Source organism: Micromonospora sp. DT15 (assembly GCF_049841475.1).
Taxonomy (GTDB): Bacteria; Actinomycetota; Actinomycetes; order Mycobacteriales; family Micromonosporaceae; genus Micromonospora.
The window spans coordinates 348,625-365,280 of sequence record NZ_JBNCKJ010000007.1; the positions used below are offsets into that span (position 1 = coordinate 348,625).

The 16,656-nt window shown below is 69.9% G+C and carries 17 protein-coding genes; 8 read left to right on the forward strand and 9 right to left on the reverse strand.

Features of this window, described 5'->3' with window-relative positions; translation table 11 throughout:
• Positions 1-91 precede the first annotated feature (91 nt).
• Complete coding sequence (locus ACLQ3F_RS18170) at positions 92-688, reverse strand: LysE/ArgO family amino acid transporter (protein WP_355009467.1); 597 nt, start codon at positions 686-688, stop codon at positions 92-94.
• A 70-nt stretch (positions 689-758) separates the two neighbouring features.
• Between ACLQ3F_RS18170 and ACLQ3F_RS18175 the strand changes: the two genes are divergently transcribed.
• The gene (locus ACLQ3F_RS18175; RefSeq protein ID WP_425850246.1) at positions 759-1,652 is read left to right on the forward strand and encodes a LysR family transcriptional regulator ArgP; all 894 of its coding nucleotides are present in this window, start codon (positions 759-761) and stop codon (positions 1,650-1,652) included.
• A gap of 16 nt (positions 1,653-1,668) precedes the next feature.
• Here the strand turns inward: ACLQ3F_RS18175 and ACLQ3F_RS18180 are convergent, their stop codons facing one another.
• Positions 1,669-3,420 carry an acetyl/propionyl/methylcrotonyl-CoA carboxylase subunit alpha gene (locus ACLQ3F_RS18180; RefSeq protein ID WP_357197962.1) on the reverse strand — a complete coding sequence of 584 codons (1,752 nt, stop codon included), beginning with the start codon at positions 3,418-3,420 and terminating at the stop codon, positions 1,669-1,671.
• Positions 3,421-3,570: 150 nt separating this feature from the next.
• Here ACLQ3F_RS18180 and ACLQ3F_RS18185 point away from each other — a divergent pair, with 150 nt between their 5' ends.
• The 3 genes from ACLQ3F_RS18185 (at position 3,571) to ACLQ3F_RS18195 (ending at position 6,037) form a co-directional block, all read left to right on the forward strand.
• On the forward strand, positions 3,571-4,182 hold the full coding sequence (locus ACLQ3F_RS18185) for a PadR family transcriptional regulator (RefSeq protein ID WP_425850318.1): 612 nt from the start codon (positions 3,571-3,573) through the stop codon (positions 4,180-4,182).
• Positions 4,183-4,303: 121 nt separating this feature from the next.
• Entirely contained in the window at positions 4,304-5,263 is a 960-nt protein-coding gene (locus ACLQ3F_RS18190) for an ATP-binding cassette domain-containing protein (protein WP_355009464.1), read from the forward strand.
• An 18-nt stretch (positions 5,264-5,281) separates the two neighbouring features.
• A complete protein-coding gene (locus ACLQ3F_RS18195; protein WP_357197966.1) occupies positions 5,282-6,037 on the forward strand; it encodes an ABC transporter permease in 756 nt (251 codons plus the stop codon).
• A 66-nt stretch (positions 6,038-6,103) separates the two neighbouring features.
• Here ACLQ3F_RS18195 and ACLQ3F_RS18200 read toward each other — a convergent pair whose 3' ends face one another.
• From ACLQ3F_RS18200 to ACLQ3F_RS18220, 5 genes are all read right to left on the reverse strand, one after another.
• Positions 6,104-6,757, reverse strand: coding sequence for an O-methyltransferase (locus tag ACLQ3F_RS18200; protein ID WP_357221156.1), 654 nt, complete (start codon positions 6,755-6,757; stop codon positions 6,104-6,106).
• Complete coding sequence (locus ACLQ3F_RS18205) at positions 6,754-7,422, reverse strand: Maf family protein (RefSeq protein WP_357262700.1); 669 nt, start codon at positions 7,420-7,422, stop codon at positions 6,754-6,756. Before ACLQ3F_RS18205 ends, ACLQ3F_RS18200 begins: the two co-directional genes overlap by 4 nt.
• 160 nt (positions 7,423-7,582) lie before the next feature.
• Positions 7,583-8,716, reverse strand: a complete 1,134-nt coding sequence (gene mycP, locus ACLQ3F_RS18210) for a type VII secretion-associated serine protease mycosin (RefSeq protein ID WP_425850251.1) — start codon at positions 8,714-8,716, stop codon at positions 7,583-7,585.
• A 1,405-nt stretch (positions 8,717-10,121) separates the two neighbouring features.
• Entirely contained in the window at positions 10,122-10,580 is a 459-nt protein-coding gene (locus ACLQ3F_RS18215) for a hypothetical protein (protein ID WP_425850253.1), read from the reverse strand.
• 91 nt (positions 10,581-10,671) lie between these two features.
• A complete protein-coding gene (locus tag ACLQ3F_RS18220; protein ID WP_425850256.1) occupies positions 10,672-10,866 on the reverse strand; it encodes an acyl-CoA carboxylase subunit epsilon in 195 nt (64 codons plus the stop codon).
• 90 nt (positions 10,867-10,956) lie between these two features.
• Here ACLQ3F_RS18220 and ACLQ3F_RS18225 point away from each other — a divergent pair, with 90 nt between their 5' ends.
• Both ACLQ3F_RS18225 and ACLQ3F_RS18230 read left to right on the forward strand, forming a co-directional pair.
• Positions 10,957-12,981 (forward strand): serine/threonine-protein kinase, encoded by a 2,025-nt coding sequence (locus tag ACLQ3F_RS18225; RefSeq protein WP_425850259.1) that lies wholly within the window; start codon positions 10,957-10,959, stop codon positions 12,979-12,981.
• A gap of 65 nt (positions 12,982-13,046) precedes the next feature.
• On the forward strand, positions 13,047-13,274 hold the full coding sequence (locus tag ACLQ3F_RS18230; RefSeq protein ID WP_357197985.1) for a hypothetical protein: 228 nt from the start codon (positions 13,047-13,049) through the stop codon (positions 13,272-13,274).
• 83 nt (positions 13,275-13,357) lie between these two features.
• Here ACLQ3F_RS18230 and ACLQ3F_RS18235 read toward each other — a convergent pair whose 3' ends face one another.
• Complete coding sequence (locus ACLQ3F_RS18235) at positions 13,358-14,110, reverse strand: GH25 family lysozyme (RefSeq protein ID WP_425850261.1); 753 nt, start codon at positions 14,108-14,110, stop codon at positions 13,358-13,360.
• A gap of 124 nt (positions 14,111-14,234) precedes the next feature.
• Positions 14,235-14,786: a Uma2 family endonuclease gene (locus ACLQ3F_RS18240; protein ID WP_425850263.1), complete on the reverse strand. Its 552-nt coding sequence runs from the start codon at positions 14,784-14,786 to the stop codon at positions 14,235-14,237.
• A gap of 101 nt (positions 14,787-14,887) precedes the next feature.
• Between ACLQ3F_RS18240 and ACLQ3F_RS18245 the strand changes: the two genes are divergently transcribed.
• Positions 14,888-15,622 carry a M50 family metallopeptidase gene (locus ACLQ3F_RS18245; RefSeq protein ID WP_357197993.1) on the forward strand — a complete coding sequence of 245 codons (735 nt, stop codon included), beginning with the start codon at positions 14,888-14,890 and terminating at the stop codon, positions 15,620-15,622.
• Positions 15,623-15,658: 36 nt separating this feature from the next.
• Complete coding sequence (locus tag ACLQ3F_RS18250) at positions 15,659-16,642, forward strand: ketopantoate reductase family protein (protein ID WP_425850266.1); 984 nt, start codon at positions 15,659-15,661, stop codon at positions 16,640-16,642.
• Positions 16,643-16,656: the final 14 nt, after the last annotated feature.

Sequence of the window (16,656 nt, forward strand, 5' to 3'; positions counted from 1 at the left end):
CGCGGAAAACACTCGCATCGTCGTCGGCCCTGATCGCGGTGGCGCGGTGCTCGCCGGAGGAGGGGTCACGGCGAGTCCGGGTACGAACCGGTCAGCCCAGCAGGAGTGCCACGGCGAGCCCGGCCATCACGACGGCGATGACCGCGTCCAGCACCCGCCAGGCGACGGCGCGGGCGAGCAGCGGCGCGAGGCGCTGCGCGCCGACGCCGAGGGCGGTGAACCAGGCCACACTGGCCAGAACGGCGCCGGCGCCGAAGACCCACCGGTGCGGGTGTTGCTGGGCCACGCTGCCGAGGAGCAGCACGGTGTCCAGGTAGACGTGCGGGTTCAGGTAGGTGAAGGCGGCGCAGGCGAGCAGGGTCGCCCCCAACGTGGCTGGCGGCCGCTCGGTGGGCAGCAGGGCGCCGGGACGCAGGGCGCGGCGGGCGGCGAGCCCCGCGTAGCAGAGCAGGAAGGCGGCTCCACCCCAGCGAATCGCCGTCAGCAGGCCCGGTCGGCCGGTCACCAGCGAACCGACCCCGGCCACCCCCGCCATGATCAGCAGCGCGTCCGAAGCGGCGCAGGTCAGCACCACGGGTACGACGTGCTCGCGTCGCAGACCCTGACGCAGGACGAAGGCGTTCTGGGCGCCGATGGCGACGATGAGGGCGATGGAGACCGAGAAGCCGGCGACGGCGGAGGTGAGCACGGAGACGACGCTAGGACCGCCGACGGCCACCAGTCCAACTAAAGATTCTCACGCAACTTAAGCTCAGCTGATGAACGGTCTCGACTCGGCGCAGCTTCGGACACTCGCGGCAGTAGTGGCGGAGGGCAGCTTCGACGCGGCGGCCCGGCTGCTGCACGTCACCCCGTCGGCGGTGAGCCAACGGATCAAGGCGCTGGAGGAGACAGTCGGCCAGGTGCTGGTCCGCCGTGCCCGTCCATGCGTGGCGACCGACGCCGGCCGCCCGCTGCTGCGCCTGGCCGGCCAGCTCGCGCTGCTCGAACGGGAGGCCCTCGCAGATGCCCGCGGCCCGCTGGCCGGCGGTGGCCGGATCCGGGTCGCCGTGGTGGTCAACGCGGACTCGCTGGCCACCTGGTTCCCCGCCGCGCTGGCCCGGCTGCCGCAGCGCGCCGGGCTCTCGTTCGACCTGCGGCAGGACGATCAGGACCACACCGCCGAGCTGCTGCGCGACGGTTCGGTGACGGCGGCGGTCACTGCCCAGCGGGAGGCCGTGCAGGGCTGCCGGGTGCTGCGACTCGGGGCCGTGCGCTACCGCGCGTTGGCCACAGCGGAATTCGCGGCGTCGCACTTCCCCGGAGGATTCGCCGCCGCCGCGCTGGCGAGCACCCCGCTGTTGGTCTTCGACCGGAAGGACCGGGTGCAACATCGGTTCATCCGGGCGGTGGTCGGTCGACCGCTCGACCCGCCGGTGAACTACGTACCGTCGGTGCCGGCGTTCAGCGAGGCGATCCGGCTCGGGTTGGGTTGGGGTCTGGTGCCGGAACAGATCGCCCAGGCCGACCTGACCGCAGGTCGCTGTGTCGACCTCGCGCCGGGCCGACACCTCGACGTTCCGCTGTACTGGCAGCACTGGCGGCTGGAGTCGGACGTGCTGAACGCCCTGACCGTCGCCGTCCGCGAGGTCGCCGCCGAAACCCTGCGCTGATCGTCCGCCGGGCGGCTCAGGCGATGGTGCAGATGGGAGCACCGGCGGTGATCACGGCGCCGACCTCGGCGCTGAGGCCGCTGACCGTACCCGCCTTGTGCGCGTGCAGCGGCTGCTCCATCTTCATCGCCTCCAGCACCACGACCAGGTCACCCTCGGCCACCGTGTCGCCGTCCGCCACCGCGATCTTGACGATGGTGCCCTGCATCGGCGAGGTGAGCGAGTCGCCGCCGACCGGGGCACCGGCCTTGGCGCCGCCACCGCGCCGGGTCGGCTTGCGGGCTGCGGGTGCCGCGGTGGTCGTACTCCCGCCGAAGCCGGCGGGGAGGCTGACCTCGATGCGCTTGCCGCCCACCTCGACCACGACGGTGTCGCGCTCGGCCGGCGCCTCGGCGGTGCCGGCGGCGGCGCTGAACGGCGGCACCGTGTTGTGGAACTCGGTCTCGATCCACCGGGTGTGCACTGTGAAGGGCTCGGCGGTGAACGCCTCGTCCCGCACGACGAGCCGGTGGAACGGCAGCGCGGTGGCCATTCCGTCTAGGACCATCTCGTCCAGCGCGCGGCGGGCGCGCTCCAACGCCTCGGTCCGCGTCTCACCGACGATGATCACCTTGGCGAGCAGTGAGTCGAAGTTGCCGCCGATCACGTCGCCGGCCGAGATGCCGGTGTCGACCCGCACACCCGGCCCGCTGGGCAGGCGCAGCGCGGTGACAGTGCCGGGGGCGGGCAGGAAGTTGCGGCCCGGGTCCTCGCCGTTGATCCGGAACTCGATCGCGTGCCCGCGCGGCGTCGGGTCCTCCGTGATCCGCAGCTTCTCGCCGTCGGCGATCCGGAACTGTTCGCGGACCAGGTCGATGCCAGCGGTCTCCTCGGTGACCGGGTGCTCGACCTGGAGTCGGGTGTTGACCTCCAGGAAGGAGATGGTGCCGTCCACGCCGACCAGGTATTCCACTGTGCCGGCGCCGTGGTAGCCGGCTTCGCGGCAGATCGCCTTGGCGCTCTCGTGGATCTGCGCGCGCTGGGCGTCGGTGAGGAACGGCGCGGGCGCCTCCTCGACGAGCTTCTGGTGCCGCCGCTGCAACGAGCAGTCCCGAGTGCCCACCACGATCACGTTGCCGTGCTGGTCGGCGAGGACCTGCGCCTCGACGTGCCGGGGCTGGTCGAGGTACCGCTCGACGAAGCACTCGCCCCGACCGAACGCCGCGACCGCCTCCCGGGTGGCCGACTCGAACAGTTGCGGGATCTCCTCCATCGTGCGGGCGACCTTGAGGCCGCGCCCGCCACCACCGAAGGCGGCCTTGATGGCGACCGGCAGACCGTGGTCGACGGCGAAGGCCATCACCTCGTCCGGGCTGGCCACCGGGTCCGGGGTGCCGGGGACCAGTGGCGCGCCGGCCCGCTGGGCGATGTGCCGGGCGGTGACCTTGTCGCCCAGGTCACGGATCGCCTGCGGGGTGGGGCCGATCCAGGTCAGCCCGGCGTCGGTGACGGCCTGGGCGAAGTCGGCGTTCTCACTGAGGAAGCCATAACCAGGGTGTACGGCGTCGGCGCCGGCCCGAGCGGCGACGTCGAGCAGTTTGTCGATGCGGAGGTAGGTCTCGGTCGCGCTGTCCCCGCCCAGCGCGTACGCCTCGTCCGCGAGGGTGGCGTGCAGGGCGTCGCGGTCGGAGTCCGCGTACACGGCAACGCTGCCCAGGCCGGCGTCGCGGCACGCGCGGATCACCCGAACGGCGATCTCGCCGCGGTTGGCGATAAGTACCTTGCGCACCTTCGTGGCTCCTCCCGGGCAGGTTACTGACGGGGAGTGTATCGGCCGCCCACGGCGACCCTAACGATCGCTCAGTGTGGGATGGCGCACTGCACCCGCCACGGTTTAGTCAAACTTGGCTATTACGCTTATCGGGTGTCTTCGACTCGGATGATGATTCTCGGTCTGGTGCGGTGGATGCAGCCCGTGCACGGCTACGACGTGCGCCGTGAGCTGCTGAGCTGGAGCGCCGACAAGTGGGCGAACGTGCAACCCGGATCGATCTATCACGCTTTGCGCAAGCTCACCGAGGAAGGGCTGCTCCGCGCCGTCGCGACCGAGCAGGTGGGCGCCCGTCCGGCGCGGACCACGTACGAGGTGACGGTCAAGGGGGAGGACGAGTTCGAGACGCTGCTGCGTAACTCCTGGTGGACCATCAGCGAGCCCGTCGACCCGTTCGTGGCCGCCTTCTCCTTCCTGCCGGCCATGCCGCGCGCCGAGGCCGCCGCCGCCCTGCGTAACCGGGCCAACCTGCTGCGCGCCGGCGTCGAGTCCATGCGCGCCTCGCTGGAGTCGGACTGGGTGCGCAACCGCAAGCCGGTGCACGTGGCCTGGATGTTCGAACTGTGGTCGGCGCGCGCGGAGGCGGAGATGACCTGGTGCGAGCGGATCGCGGAGCGGATCGATTCCGGAGTGTCGTACCTGCCTGCTGAGCTGGACGAAGCGCAGGGTTGGACGGGGTGGAGGGACGGCCTGGAGTCGCCCGGCTCCGACGCGGAATAATCAACGTTGACTAAAAAAGTTATATCGCGTTAGCCTACTGACGGCACAGCGGGGGATTGCGCCGTCCGGCGTCGACCCACTCGACGGCCGGCCCGACCGGCCCGAACGACCAGGAGCAGAGATGATCGAGACCAGGGGGCTGCGGAAGTCGTTCCGCTCCCGCGCGGGTCGAGAGACGAAGACGGTGGACGCCGTGCGGGGCGTCGACCTTGACGTTGCCAAGGGTGAGATCTTCGGCTTCCTCGGCCCGAACGGCGCCGGCAAGACCACCACGCTGCGGATGCTCGCCACGCTGATCGAGCCGGACGGCGGCGAGGCCACCATCGCAGGCGCCGACCTGCGCAAGGACCCGGCCGAGGTGCGCCGCCGCATCGGGTACGTCCCGCAGGGCGGCAGCACCTGGGACGAGTCCACCGCCCGCGAAGAGCTGGTGCTGCACGCCCGGATGTACGGCATCAGCAAGGCCGACGCGCAGCGGCGTGCCGCCCGCGCCCTGGACGCCTTCCAGCTCACCGAGTACGCCGACCGCAAGTGCAAGACCTACTCCGGCGGCCAGCGCCGCCGGGTGGAGATCGCCCTCGGCATCATCCACGAGCCGAAGATCGTCTTCCTGGACGAGCCGACCACCGGCCTCGACCCGCAGAGCCGCGCACACATGTGGGACGAGATCCGCCGGCTCCGCGCCGACGGCATGACCGTCTTCATCACCACTCACTACCTGGACGAGGCCGACGCGCTCTGCGACCGGATCGCGATCATGGACAACGGCGAGGTGGTGGCCGAGGGCACCCCCGCCGAGCTCAAGCGGGAGATCTCCGGCGACGTGGTGCTGGTCGGTCTCGACCTGGCCGCCACCCCGCAGGCCGCCCAGACGCTCGACGGCGAGCCGTACGTCAACAAGCTGGAGACGGTCGACGAGGGCGGCCTGCGCCTCTACGTCGACGAGGGCGCCACCGCCATCCCGCAGGTGCTGCGCCGACTCGACCACGCCGGGCTGGAGCTGCGCTCGATCGAGCTGCACCGACCCAGCCTGGACGACGTCTTCCTCACCAAGACCGGCCGCTCGCTGCGCGAGTCCTGACCACCGGAGACGACTCTCATGAAATTCGCCCGTGACACGTGGCTGATCTTCCAGCGCCAGATCCAACTCCTGCTCCGCAACCCGGTCTGGGTCTTCGTCGGTGTGTTCCAGCCGGTCATGTACCTGCTGCTCTTCGCCCCGCTGCTCAAGCCCGCACTGAACGCGCCCACCCAGGCGGCCGCCTACAAGATCTTCGTACCGGGTCTGCTGGTGCTCCTGGCCATCTTCGGTGGCCTGTTCCAGGGCTTCGGCCTGATCGCCGAGCTGCGAGCCGGCGTCATCGAACGCTCCCGGGTCACCCCGATCAGCCGGCTCGCCCTGCTGCTCGGCCGCTCGCTGCGCGACGTGGTCTCGCTCCTGGTGCAGGCCGTCATCATCACGCTCCTGGCGCTCATCTTCGACCTTCGGGTGTTCCTCGGGGACCTGCTGCTGGCGTACCTGATGCTCGCCCTGATCGCCCTCATGACTTCGGCCGTCTCCTACGGCGTCGCCCTCAAGGTCAAGAGTGAGGACGCGCTCGCCCCGCTGATGAACACCGTGGCGCAGCCGGTGCTGCTGCTCTCCGGCATCCTGCTGCCGCTGACCTTCGCGCCCGGCTGGTTGCAGGGCATCGCCAACTGGAACCCGTTCTCCTGGGCGGTCGACGGCACCCGGGCGCTGTTCGCCGGTGACCTGGGCAGCGACAAGGTCTGGCAGGGCCTCAGCATCACCGCTGTCCTCGCCGCGCTGGGCGTCTACTGGGCTGCCCGCCAGTTCGCCCGCAGCGTCCGCTGACGCCAGCTTTCACTGACGGGGGTGTCCCTCTGGTGGGGACACCCCCGTCGCTGCGTTCGGCGTCGGTCAGCGGACCCGGGCGAGGGTCAGGCCGTCCGCGATCGCCAGCATCACCGGGTCCACCCGTACGTCCGCGAGGACCTCGTCGTTGAACGCGGCGATGGCCCGGTCGCCGGCGTCCTGCGGGGCGATGACCCGCCCGCCACGCAGGACGTTGTCGACGGCGATCACCCCACCCGGACGCATCCGGGGCACCAACTCGGCCCAGTAGATCGGGTAGCCGGTCTTGTCCGCGTCGATGAACGCGAAGTCCAGGTGCCGCTCGTGCGGCAACTCCCGCAGCCCGTCCGCGGCCGGGCCGATGCGCAGGTCGATCAGATCCTGCACGCCGGCCCGAGCCCAGTAGCGCCGGGCGATGCCGGTGAACTCCTCGGAGATGTCGAAGCAGGTCAGTTGCCCACCCTCGGGCAACCCGCGGGCGATCGCCAGAGACGAGAGCCCGGTGAACGTGCCGACCTCGACGGCCTGCCGCACGCCGAGCAGCCGGGTGAGGAACGTCAGGAACGCGGCCTGCTCCGGAGCCACCTGCATGGTGGCGTGCTCGGGCAGCACCGACCGGGTCTCCTCGGCCAGGTCACGGATGATCTCGTCCGGCGGGGAGCCGTGTGCGACCAGATAGGCGTGCAGCTCGTTGGTGAGCGGGATCGACTTGATGGTCATGACCGGACGTTACCGAGCGGCTCGACCATTTGGCCGCCCGGCGCGACAGTCGTCCACAGGTCGGTGATCCGCAGATCCAACTCGGCGAGGAGCCGGCGCAGCAGCGGCATCGACAGCCCGACCACCGTCCCCGGGTCACCCTCGATCCGTTCCACGAACGGCCCACCCAGCCCGTCGATCGTGAACGCGCCGGCCACCGCCAGCGGTTCACCGGTGGCCACATACGCGGCGATCTCGTCGTCACTGATGTCAGCGAAGTGGACCGTCGTCGACGCGACCGCCTCCGCGCGCCGGCCCGCAGTAACGTCGACCAGGCAGTGCCCGCTGTGGAGAACGCCGCTGCGTCCCCGCATCCGCAGCCACCGCCGGGTAGCGTCCGCGGCATCCGCCGGCTTGCCGAGGATCTCCCCGTCGAAGGCGAGCACCGAGTCGCAGCCGATCACCAACGTCCGCTGATCGGCGGCCGCATTGAGCCGGGTCAACACCGCCTGCGCCTTCAGGCGAGCCAACTCCAGGCACAACTCCTCGGCCCGTTCGGTCACCACCAGGGACTCGTCCACCCCACTGACCAGCACCTCCGGCTCGACGCCGGCAGCCTGGAGCAACTTACGACGGGCAGGGCTCGCCGATGCGAGCACGAGGCGGAGCGGCAAAGTCTCAGACACCACCCCGACGTTACCGCCCAGCCACCCACCAAGACCGACACCCCGCCCGCCGGGTGGCCCGCGCCCTTGATCCACTCGACTTGCAGGAAAACGCGCGATCCCGTCGCCCCGGACACCGCGACTTCCTGCAAGCCGAGTGGATCACCGCTTCGCCGATCGTTCAGCGACTGATTCTGGGTGGCGGATCATCGCCACGTCGACGCCGCCGCGCTATCACGGCCCACCCGACCCCGGCAGCCACGAGCACCCCGAGAGTGACCAGCCCACGCGCGGTCGCGCTATCGCTCTCCCCGCCCGGCTGAGCGCCAGCCGTCGTGGTCGGGCCAGCACCGGCCGGAGCGCTCACCGATTCAAACCCAAGCGGCGGTACGTCTGCCGTCAGCGCCGCCACAAGATCGATCACTCCATAGCCGTACTCGTCGTCACGCCCAGGAGGGCCCTTGTCGACGGCGGTAGCCGTAAGCCGGTGCGCCACCTCTCGGGCCGGCAGGTACGGGTACTTGGACCTGATCAACGCAGCCGCGCCCGCAACGATCGCCGTCGCGTCAGAGGTGCCGGTGCCTTTGCGGTACTCGCCGTCGATGCTCGTGCTGTAGATGTCAACGGCGGGCGCAACCACGTCAACCTCCGGCCCAGACACTGAAAAGCTTGCGCGAATCCCGTTTTGATCTATGCCGCCTACAGCTACCACGCCCGGATAGGCCGCCGGAAAGCTGACATATTTATCCCGAGGGCCATTGCCTGCTCCTGCAATCACGACAACATTCGCTTGCACTGCCATTTCGACGGAGCGTCTTAGTCGATTATTTGGTCCTGCTACGGAGGAGACGCTAATAACCGAAGCGCCTTTGGCGACAGCAAAGTCGATCCCGGCCGCAAGGTTGTCGCTGTCACCATCTTGATCTGTTCGGCTGGTCCGGATTGGTAGGATTTTGGCCTCTGGGGCGATGCCAAGGGCGCCGAAATTTACGGACTGTCCGTGGGCGGCGATTAGCCCGGCCATTCCGGTGCCGTGGCTGCTTTCGTCCTGCCAGCCGTCGCCGCCGGGAAGGACGATGTCGGTACCGGTTAGGAGATTATCGCGAAGGTCGGGGTGCGGTGTGACGCCGGTGTCTGGCACGGCCACAATTACGCCCTCGCCTTTGCTTAACCTTTGAGCTTCGCGGGTCTTTAGATAGCCCAGGTGCCACTGATCCTTGCGTATCCGCTCGGCACCATTCGGTTGAGGATCGTTCTGAGCTGATGCCGGGGCTGGAAGTAACGTGAATGTGAGGCTGAGACTGGCTAGCAGCACTCCAGAGGCATGCAGGGTCAACGGTCTAGACCGATAGTCGGGCCAGGGTCGATGGGGCCCTCATCGTTCGGTGGTCGAACGATTGGCGCGACGCCTTCGTCTGTCGTCCAGGGGTTGTCAGGATCCCGGCGGCGCCTTTCCGCGTCTGGATCTATCCGGAAACCGGGCCGTGAGGGTGCTCCACCACTGGGGTTTTGGCCGGCGCTGGAACCGATGCCGGAGCCGAAGCCGAAGGGAGGGGTTCCCTGAAGCGCGTTCGAGCCTCGGCCGCCTCCAGGGCGCGAGCCCGCGCCGCCAGTGGGCCCTGTCCCAGCGCTGCCGCCACCTATTACACCGCCCACCGGGTTAATGCGGCGGGGTGCGCCGGTACCGGACGCAGGAGGGCCAAATCCCATCGCAGGCACCCCGCCGATTAGGCCGCCAGGAGGCATCGGGCGCGGTTGCGCCGCAGGTTTGCCCGCGGAGCCTGTGGCGCTGGCTGGAGGGTTCACTGAGTGAGGCTGCCAACGCGATGCCCCAGAAGCATCACCGCGCGCGGATCTTGCAGGCGGTAGGGGTGTCACCCCGACTCCAGGCGTTGAACCGGACACTGCTGGCGGTGTAGCTCCGATTGGCGGGACAGGAGTTGTGGAGCCAGGAGTGATTACGTTACCTGTTCCGCCAAGAACTGGGCCGACGCCGGGGCTTGTTATCGGCCAGCCTTGACCTGCAGAAGTCCGAGGGCGAGTTGTAGGAGCCTTCGGGAGAGGTACCGCTATAACTGGAGGAATTACGGGAGCAGCAGCAGTTCCGCCGTAAACATTGACCTCGCTCTGATCGATCCCGGGATTTGCCTTGGGCGCCGCAGGGGGTTTTTGGAGGGTTGCTTGGGCTTGTTGGAGTTCGCCGCTCAGGTTGAACATCATGGAGCGGGCCCGCACGTTTAGCCGTTCCAGTTCGCCGTCAGCAACAGGTGGTGTGGTGGCCCGGTTGCCCATCACCGCTTTCGGGTCGGCGACCATCGACTCGTACGCCTGCTTCTGCTGGAACTTGGTCGCGTACTCCTCGTAGATCTTGTGGAGTGCGGCGCGGGTGGTGCCGATGGCCTGGGTTGCGGCGGAGAGCGCTGTGTAGTTCGCGGCGGCGGCGTCGTGGGTGCGCTGCACCTTGTCGATGAGGTCGTCGAGTTCGGCGAGGTACGTGCGGGAGGCGGCGCTGGTTTCGGGGGGCCACGCCTCGGCGAGTCCGCGTCGGTACTGCTGGAGGCGGCCGAGGTGGGTCTGCGCCAGGTCGCAGACCTTGCGCCAGCCGGCGACCTGCTTCCAGTGGTTGGCGGTGTCGTGGTCCTGGAGGCAGGCCCACATGCTGTTGACGTCCATGAGGTGCCAGTCGGTGAGGCCGGAGGTGCGGCCGGTGCCCCGTTCGATCACGGCAGGACCACCGGCCCTTCGGCGTCGGGGCTGGTCGGGTCGGTGATGGTTGGCGTCGGGCCGCCGGGGAGGACGCTGGCCGGGTTGGCGAGGGCTCGTTGCACGTCGACCACTCGGGCGGCGGTGAAGGCGTCGCTGTCGGCGTAGTGGGTGGCGACCTGATCGGCGGCGGCGGCCAGGTGGCCGGTGGCGCCTCGGACGGCGTACACCATGTCGGCGGTGGCCTGCTGCGTCTCGTGGTGGGCGTGCAGGAAGGTGACCAGCTCGATGAAGGCGTCACACGGGTTGGGCAGCTTCGCCGACATGTCTTCGGCGATGTAGGACAGGTGCGGCGCGTAGTTGCTCTCGACCTCGGCGGCGAGCCGGTCGGCGAACTCTCTGAGCTGGCTGATGTCGGCTTCGATGCCGCCGTAACCGCGTAGCCAGGGTGCTGGCCGGTCCTCTTCGGGGATCATGGATCCTCCCTACCCGTAACGGCACCGTTTCCCTGAGTGAGGTTAACGGCTCAACGCCACCCTGACAGCCCCCGTACGGCAGGTCTCGGGGTCAGCGGGGCAGGCCGGCGGCGCGCCACCCGCGGGAGCCGCCGGGTCGACCGCTGAGCGCCCAGGTGGACGCGGTCGCCGGGACGGGGGCGGCGGCCGGACGGGTTCGGACGATGATCGCCCCCACCAGAGCGGCCAACTCCTCGGCTGTGGGCACGCCGCGGACGACCCGGAACAGCGGCTCTTCGGCAGACATGCCGCCAGGGTACGCGGCGCGAAGTTACCCGAAGCGCACAGTGGCGTGCCGGCGGTGTGAGCGTCAGCGGGTCCGGGTACCGTCTCACCGATGTCGAACGCGCTTCCCCAACTCGTCGCTGACCGATACCGGCTCCTGTCGCCGCTCGGCCAGGGCGGCATGGGCAGGGTGTGGAAGGCGCGCGACGAGGTGCTGCATCGGGACGTCGCCATCAAGGAGTTGGTGCCGCCACCCGGTCTCACCGATGAGGAACGCCGCGAAATGCGGGAGCGCTCGTTGCGGGAGGCGCGGGCCATCGCCCGGCTCAACCACGCCAACGTCGTCCGCATCTTCGACGTGCTGCGCACCGACGGCGATCCGTGGATCGTCATGGAGTACGTGGCGTCGAAGTCGTTGCAGGACACTCTCGCCGAGGACGGCCCGGTGGGGGTTGCCCGCACGGTCGAGATCGGCCTGGGCGTGCTGGGTGCGCTCAGCGCCGCGCACAAGGCGGGCGTCATGCACCGCGACGTGAAGCCCGGCAACGTGTTGCTCGGCGACGACGGTCGGGTGGTGCTGACCGATTTCGGTCTCGCCACGATCCCCGGTGACCCCAACGTGACCCGCACCGGCATGGTGCTCGGCTCGCCCGCGTACATCTCGCCGGAGCGGGCCCGGGACGGCACCGCCGGGCCGGAGGCCGACCTGTGGTCGCTGGGCGCGACGCTCTACGCGGCGGTCGAGGGCAAGTCTCCGTACGCCCGGCCGTCGGCGATCGGCACCCTGGCCGCGTTGGCCACCGAGCCGATTCCGCCGCCGAAGAACGCCGGCCCGCTCAAGGCCGTCCTCAACGGGCTGCTGCGCAAGGACCCGAACGAGCGCATCACCGCCGAGGTGGCGGAGCGGTTGCTGCGCCGCGCCGGGGGCAAGCGGTCGCGCGGCATCTCCCTGCTCGATGGCGTACGCCGGCCTGGGCCGAACGGTCCGCGCGAGCCGCGCCTGCCGGTGGTGCCGGCCCCGCGACCGGCCGAGAGTGTCGACCGCCCGGTGTCACCGCCGCCGGCCGCCGCTGCCGCGACCACCTCCGCCGCCACGTCTGCGTCGGCGGCGACTCCCGCCGCCGATGCCACGCCGACGGCCGTCGTTTCCGGTGCGGTCGCCGACCCGACCGCGGTCGTGCCGGCCGAGTCGGCGGCAGCGGCCCCGGCCGAGCCGACCGCCACGATCGACCGGCCGTCCGACGCCGACCCGTCCGATGCCGAGCCGACCGCGAAGGTCACGGCCGCGCCCGACACGAGCGGCGACGGTACGACGAACGTCGACGACGAGCCGACGGTTGTCGACGGTCCGCCGGTGGCTCCGGAGCAGCGCAAGCCGACCACACCGACGTCGCTGATGCCGCCGGTCAGTCCGGCCGGCCGCGCGGCGGTGCCGCCCTCGGATGGCACGAAGCCGAACAACACCCGACGCAACCTGCTGATCGGGGCTGTTGTCGCCCTGCTGCTGATCGGTCTCGTGGTGGTCGTGCCGATGCTGACCAAGGGTGATGGCGACAAGACCCCGCAGGCCAACCCGACCGGTGCTGCCGCGACCTCGGGGGCTGCGCCGACCTCCGCTGCCGCGCCTCCGCCACCCACCACCGGTGCGCCGAGCCCGTCGGCCTCGGCCACCCCCTCGGTGGACCCGAACGCGCTGCCGGCGGGCTGGAAGCTGCACCGGGACCCCGAAGGCTTCGCCCTGCCGATTCCCGATGGTTGGGTGCGGCGCAGTGCAGGCCGCAACACCGTCGTCTTCGACGAGAAGAACGGGCCGGGTGAGCTGCTCGTGCAGTGGACCAGCACCCCGAAGAAGGACGCCTACGCGGACTGGAAGAGCATCGAGGGCGGCCGCAAGAACGAAGTTGACGACTACCAGTACCTCAGCATCGAGCGCTGCAATGTCGGGCGGACCTGCGCGGACTGGGAGTGGCTGGAAACCCGGGACGGGCAGCGGATCCACGTCCGCAACCGGGGGTTCGTGACGGCCAAGGACCGGGGCTACGCGCTGCGGTGGGAGATCGCCGAGAAGGACTGGCAGGCCAACCTGCCGAACTTCGACCGGATCGCCAAGGGTTTCGTGCCCGACCGTCAGGACTGAAACTTCTTCGCATGACCTTCCGTGGTCCTGGGTAATTGACAGTCGACGACGGAAGGAGGCACGACATGCGTTACCGACGGAGGGACGCTCGGCCTCGGCTGGCACTGTGGATGCTCGTGGCGCTTGGCGACGCGATCCTGCTGCTGGTCAGCGCGGGGGTTTCGGTGCTCGTCGCACTGCTCGGCGTCGTGATCGTTGCCGGCTTTGGTGTTGCTGCCTGGCGCATGACCCGCAGGGGCGCGCTGGCTCGTGAGGACGCTGTGGTGCCGGCCCTGAGCCGGCGGCGGGCCTGACCCGTACCCGGTGGTGTGGCGGCAGCCGGACCGATTGTCGACCATGATGGTGATCGTCGATCCCGCTGCCGCCAACGGCCCGGTCAGGTGTTGTTGGCCAACGCGATCAGGCGGCTCCGGTCGCCGTTCCAGTAGTTGCGGTCCACGTTGCCGCTGATTCCGGAGACCGCGCCGGTGCTGGTGTACTGCCAGAAGCTCCACACCGAAGCCCCAGCCGGCAGGGCGCCTGGCGTGCTCGACCAGCGAGCCAGCCAGAGCGGGTGGTTCGCCCACGGGCCGGTCCAGCTGCCGGTGCACTGGTTCCACCAGCTGGTGGTGGTGTAGATGACCGCGTACCGGCCGGTGCGGGAGCGGTAGGTGTTCAGGAAGTCCTGCACCCAGTTGCGCATCCCGGTGGTGCTGAGCCCGTAGCAGTAGCCGCCGGCGTACGGATTGCCCTCGATGTCCAGGGCCGCCGGCAGGGTGCGGCTGTCCGCGGACCATGCGCCGCCGTTGGAGGCCAGGTAGTTGGCCTGGGTGGAGCCGGCGGAGATGTTCGGGCGGGCGAAGTGGTACGCCCCGCGGATCACCCCGGCGTTGTACGAGTTGACGTAGTTGGCGTTGAAGCGCGGGTCCTTGTAGCTGGTGCCCTCGGTTGCCTTGATGAAGGCGAACTGGATGCCCGCGTTGCGGACGCTGGTCCAGTTGATGGCGCCCTGGTAGTTGGATACGTCGACGCCCGGGGTGGTGGCGGCGGCCGCCGGTCCGGCGGTCGCGACCAGGGCCGCCGCCGCGGTGGCGAGGACGGTGAGGCCGGCCGCGAGCGCGCGGCGCAGCGATGATGAGGTACGGGCCATGAGTGCCTCCAAGAGGATTGCTCTATTGACAATCATCTTTGGAGGTAAGTGCCCTAGATCGCAAGTGCGGTTGAATAAAAGCTTCAACGACTGGGTGCGGGACCCCTGGACGAGGCGGGACGGATCAGCGGAGTGCGGCCGGGTCGAGCTGCCAGCGGAACGGCTCGACGACGCTCAACGTCTCGCCGGCTTTGGCCACCTGGTCCTCGACGTAGTGCTCGCCGTCGAGCCGGAACAGCCGCAACGAGTGGCCGTCCCCGTCCTGCTCGACAAGCAGGTACCAGGGGATTCTCGCGATGGCGTAGAGCTGCATCTTGAGCAGACGGTCAGCGGCCGCGTTCCCCGGCGAGACGACCTCCCCGACGAGAGACACCCGGTCGGAGTCGAGATAAGTGCCGTCGTCATCGGCATCGGTGACGACGAGATCCGGGATCACGACCCGGTCGACGCCGAGCCGGACGTTGATCGCGTCATAGACCAGGAAACCCCGAGGCTCTGCTGCTGCCTCGATGCTGTTCGCCAGCCGACGCGACGCCCGCTGGTGCCGTCGGCTCGGGGCAGGGCTCACCAACAGGCTCCCGTCGAGCAGTTCGATCCGGTCAGGCGTCTCGCCCAGGGCGAAGTAGTCGGCTTCGGTCCACAGACCGACGTGCGGCTCTAGGGGGGCAGTGCTCACCGACCGTCACCTCCCGCTTCGCTCGCCACCCGATCAGTCTCACAGGATACGAGCCGGTGCCTTGGGAACGACACGGAACGCCGCCGGTAGGCTCGCGCCCCATGATGTCGATCGACGGACTGGGCGAGAAGTGGGACACGCTGTTCGGGGCGCAGCCGGACCCGCCCGCGCTGCTGGTGCTGATCACCGGGGTCGTCGCGCTGGTGGTGGTTTCCACCCGCCTGCCGTGGCGGATCGCCCGTAACGCCGTCACCATCGCGCACGAGGGCGGGCACGCCCTGGTCGCCCTGCTGACCGGCCGTAAGCTGCGCGGCATCCGACTGCACTCGGACACGTCCGGGCTGACGCTCTCCGCCGGCCGCCCCACCGGGCCGGGCATGATCCTCACTCTGCTCGCCGGGTACGTCGCACCGCCGCTGGTCGGGCTGGCCGGGGCCTGGCTGCTCGGTGGTAACCGGATCACCCTGCTGCTCTGGGTGGCCGTGGCGCTTCTGCTGGCCATGCTCGTCATGATCCGAAACGCGTTCGGTGTGGTGTCGCTGCTGGTCACCGGCGCACTGGTGTTCGCCGTCTCCTGGTACGCGACGCCGCAGGTCCAGGCCGCGTTCGCGTACACCGGTGTGTGGTTCCTGCTGCTCGGTGGGGTGCGACCGGTGGTCGAGCTGCAACGGCTGCGCTCGCGGGGCCGGATGCCCGCCTCCGACGCCGACCAGCTCGCCGGGCTCACCCCGTTCCCGCCGCTCTTCTGGGTGGGCTTCTTCGCCCTGGTCAACGTGGCGGCGCTGATCGCCGGAGCGCTCCTGCTCGCCGGTCCGTTCCTCCCCACGTCGCCCTAGCCGCCTCGCTCCGGTCGATCCGGGCAGAATGAGGCGATGCGATACCTGATCATCGGCGCGGGTGCGGTCGGCGGGACCATCGGCGTACGGCTGGCCCAGGCCGACCGGGACGTGACGGTAGTGGCCCGGGGTGCGCACCTGGAGGCGATCCGGGCGCGGGGCCTGACCCTGCGCCAGCCCGAGGGTGAGGTCACCGCCCGGCTCGCGGCGGTGGACCGGCCCACCGACCCGCCGCTGCCGACGGACACCGTGCTGATCCTCACCGTCAAGTCGCAGGACACCGCCGACGCGCTGGCCGCCTGGGTGGACGCTCCGGTGGTCGGCGGCGGCACGGCGGGCGAACGTCTGCCGCTGGTGACCGCGCAAAACGGGGTGGCCAACGAGCGGGCCGCGCTGCGCCTCTTCGCCGACGTGCACCCGGTCTGCGTCTGGCTGCCGGCCACCCACCTGGACCCGGGTGTGGTGGTAGCCAACGGGTACCCGCATCCCGGGATGCTCCACATCGGGCGGTACCCCGGGGGCGCCGACGACACCGACCGGGCGATCGCCGCCGACCTGACCGCCGCCGGCTTCGTCGCACCGGTCCGCTCCGACGTGCTGCGCTGGAAGTACGGCAAGCTGCTCAGCAACCTGGGTAACGGCCTGCAGGCGTTGCTCGGTCGGGACATCCCGGACGCGCTGGTCGAGCGGGTACGCGCCGAGGGTGTCGCCGCGCTCGCCGCCGCCGGTATCGCGCACACCTCGCCAGAGGAGGAGAAGGTCGAACGCGGCGACATGGTCGGGCAGCGCCCGGTCGACGGCGAGGCCCGCTCCGGCGGCTCCACCTGGCAGAGCCTGGCCCGGGGCACCAACTCGACCGAGGTCGACCACCTCAACGGTGAGATCGCGCTGCTCGGCCGGTTGCACGGGGTACCGACGCCGGTCAACGTCGCCGTGCAGCGGGCCGTGCGCCGGGCGGTCCGGGAGCGGATCGGGGCCGGCGCGTTCCCGCTCGACGAGCTGGAAAAGTCGATCGCCTGACCGGGCAACCAACG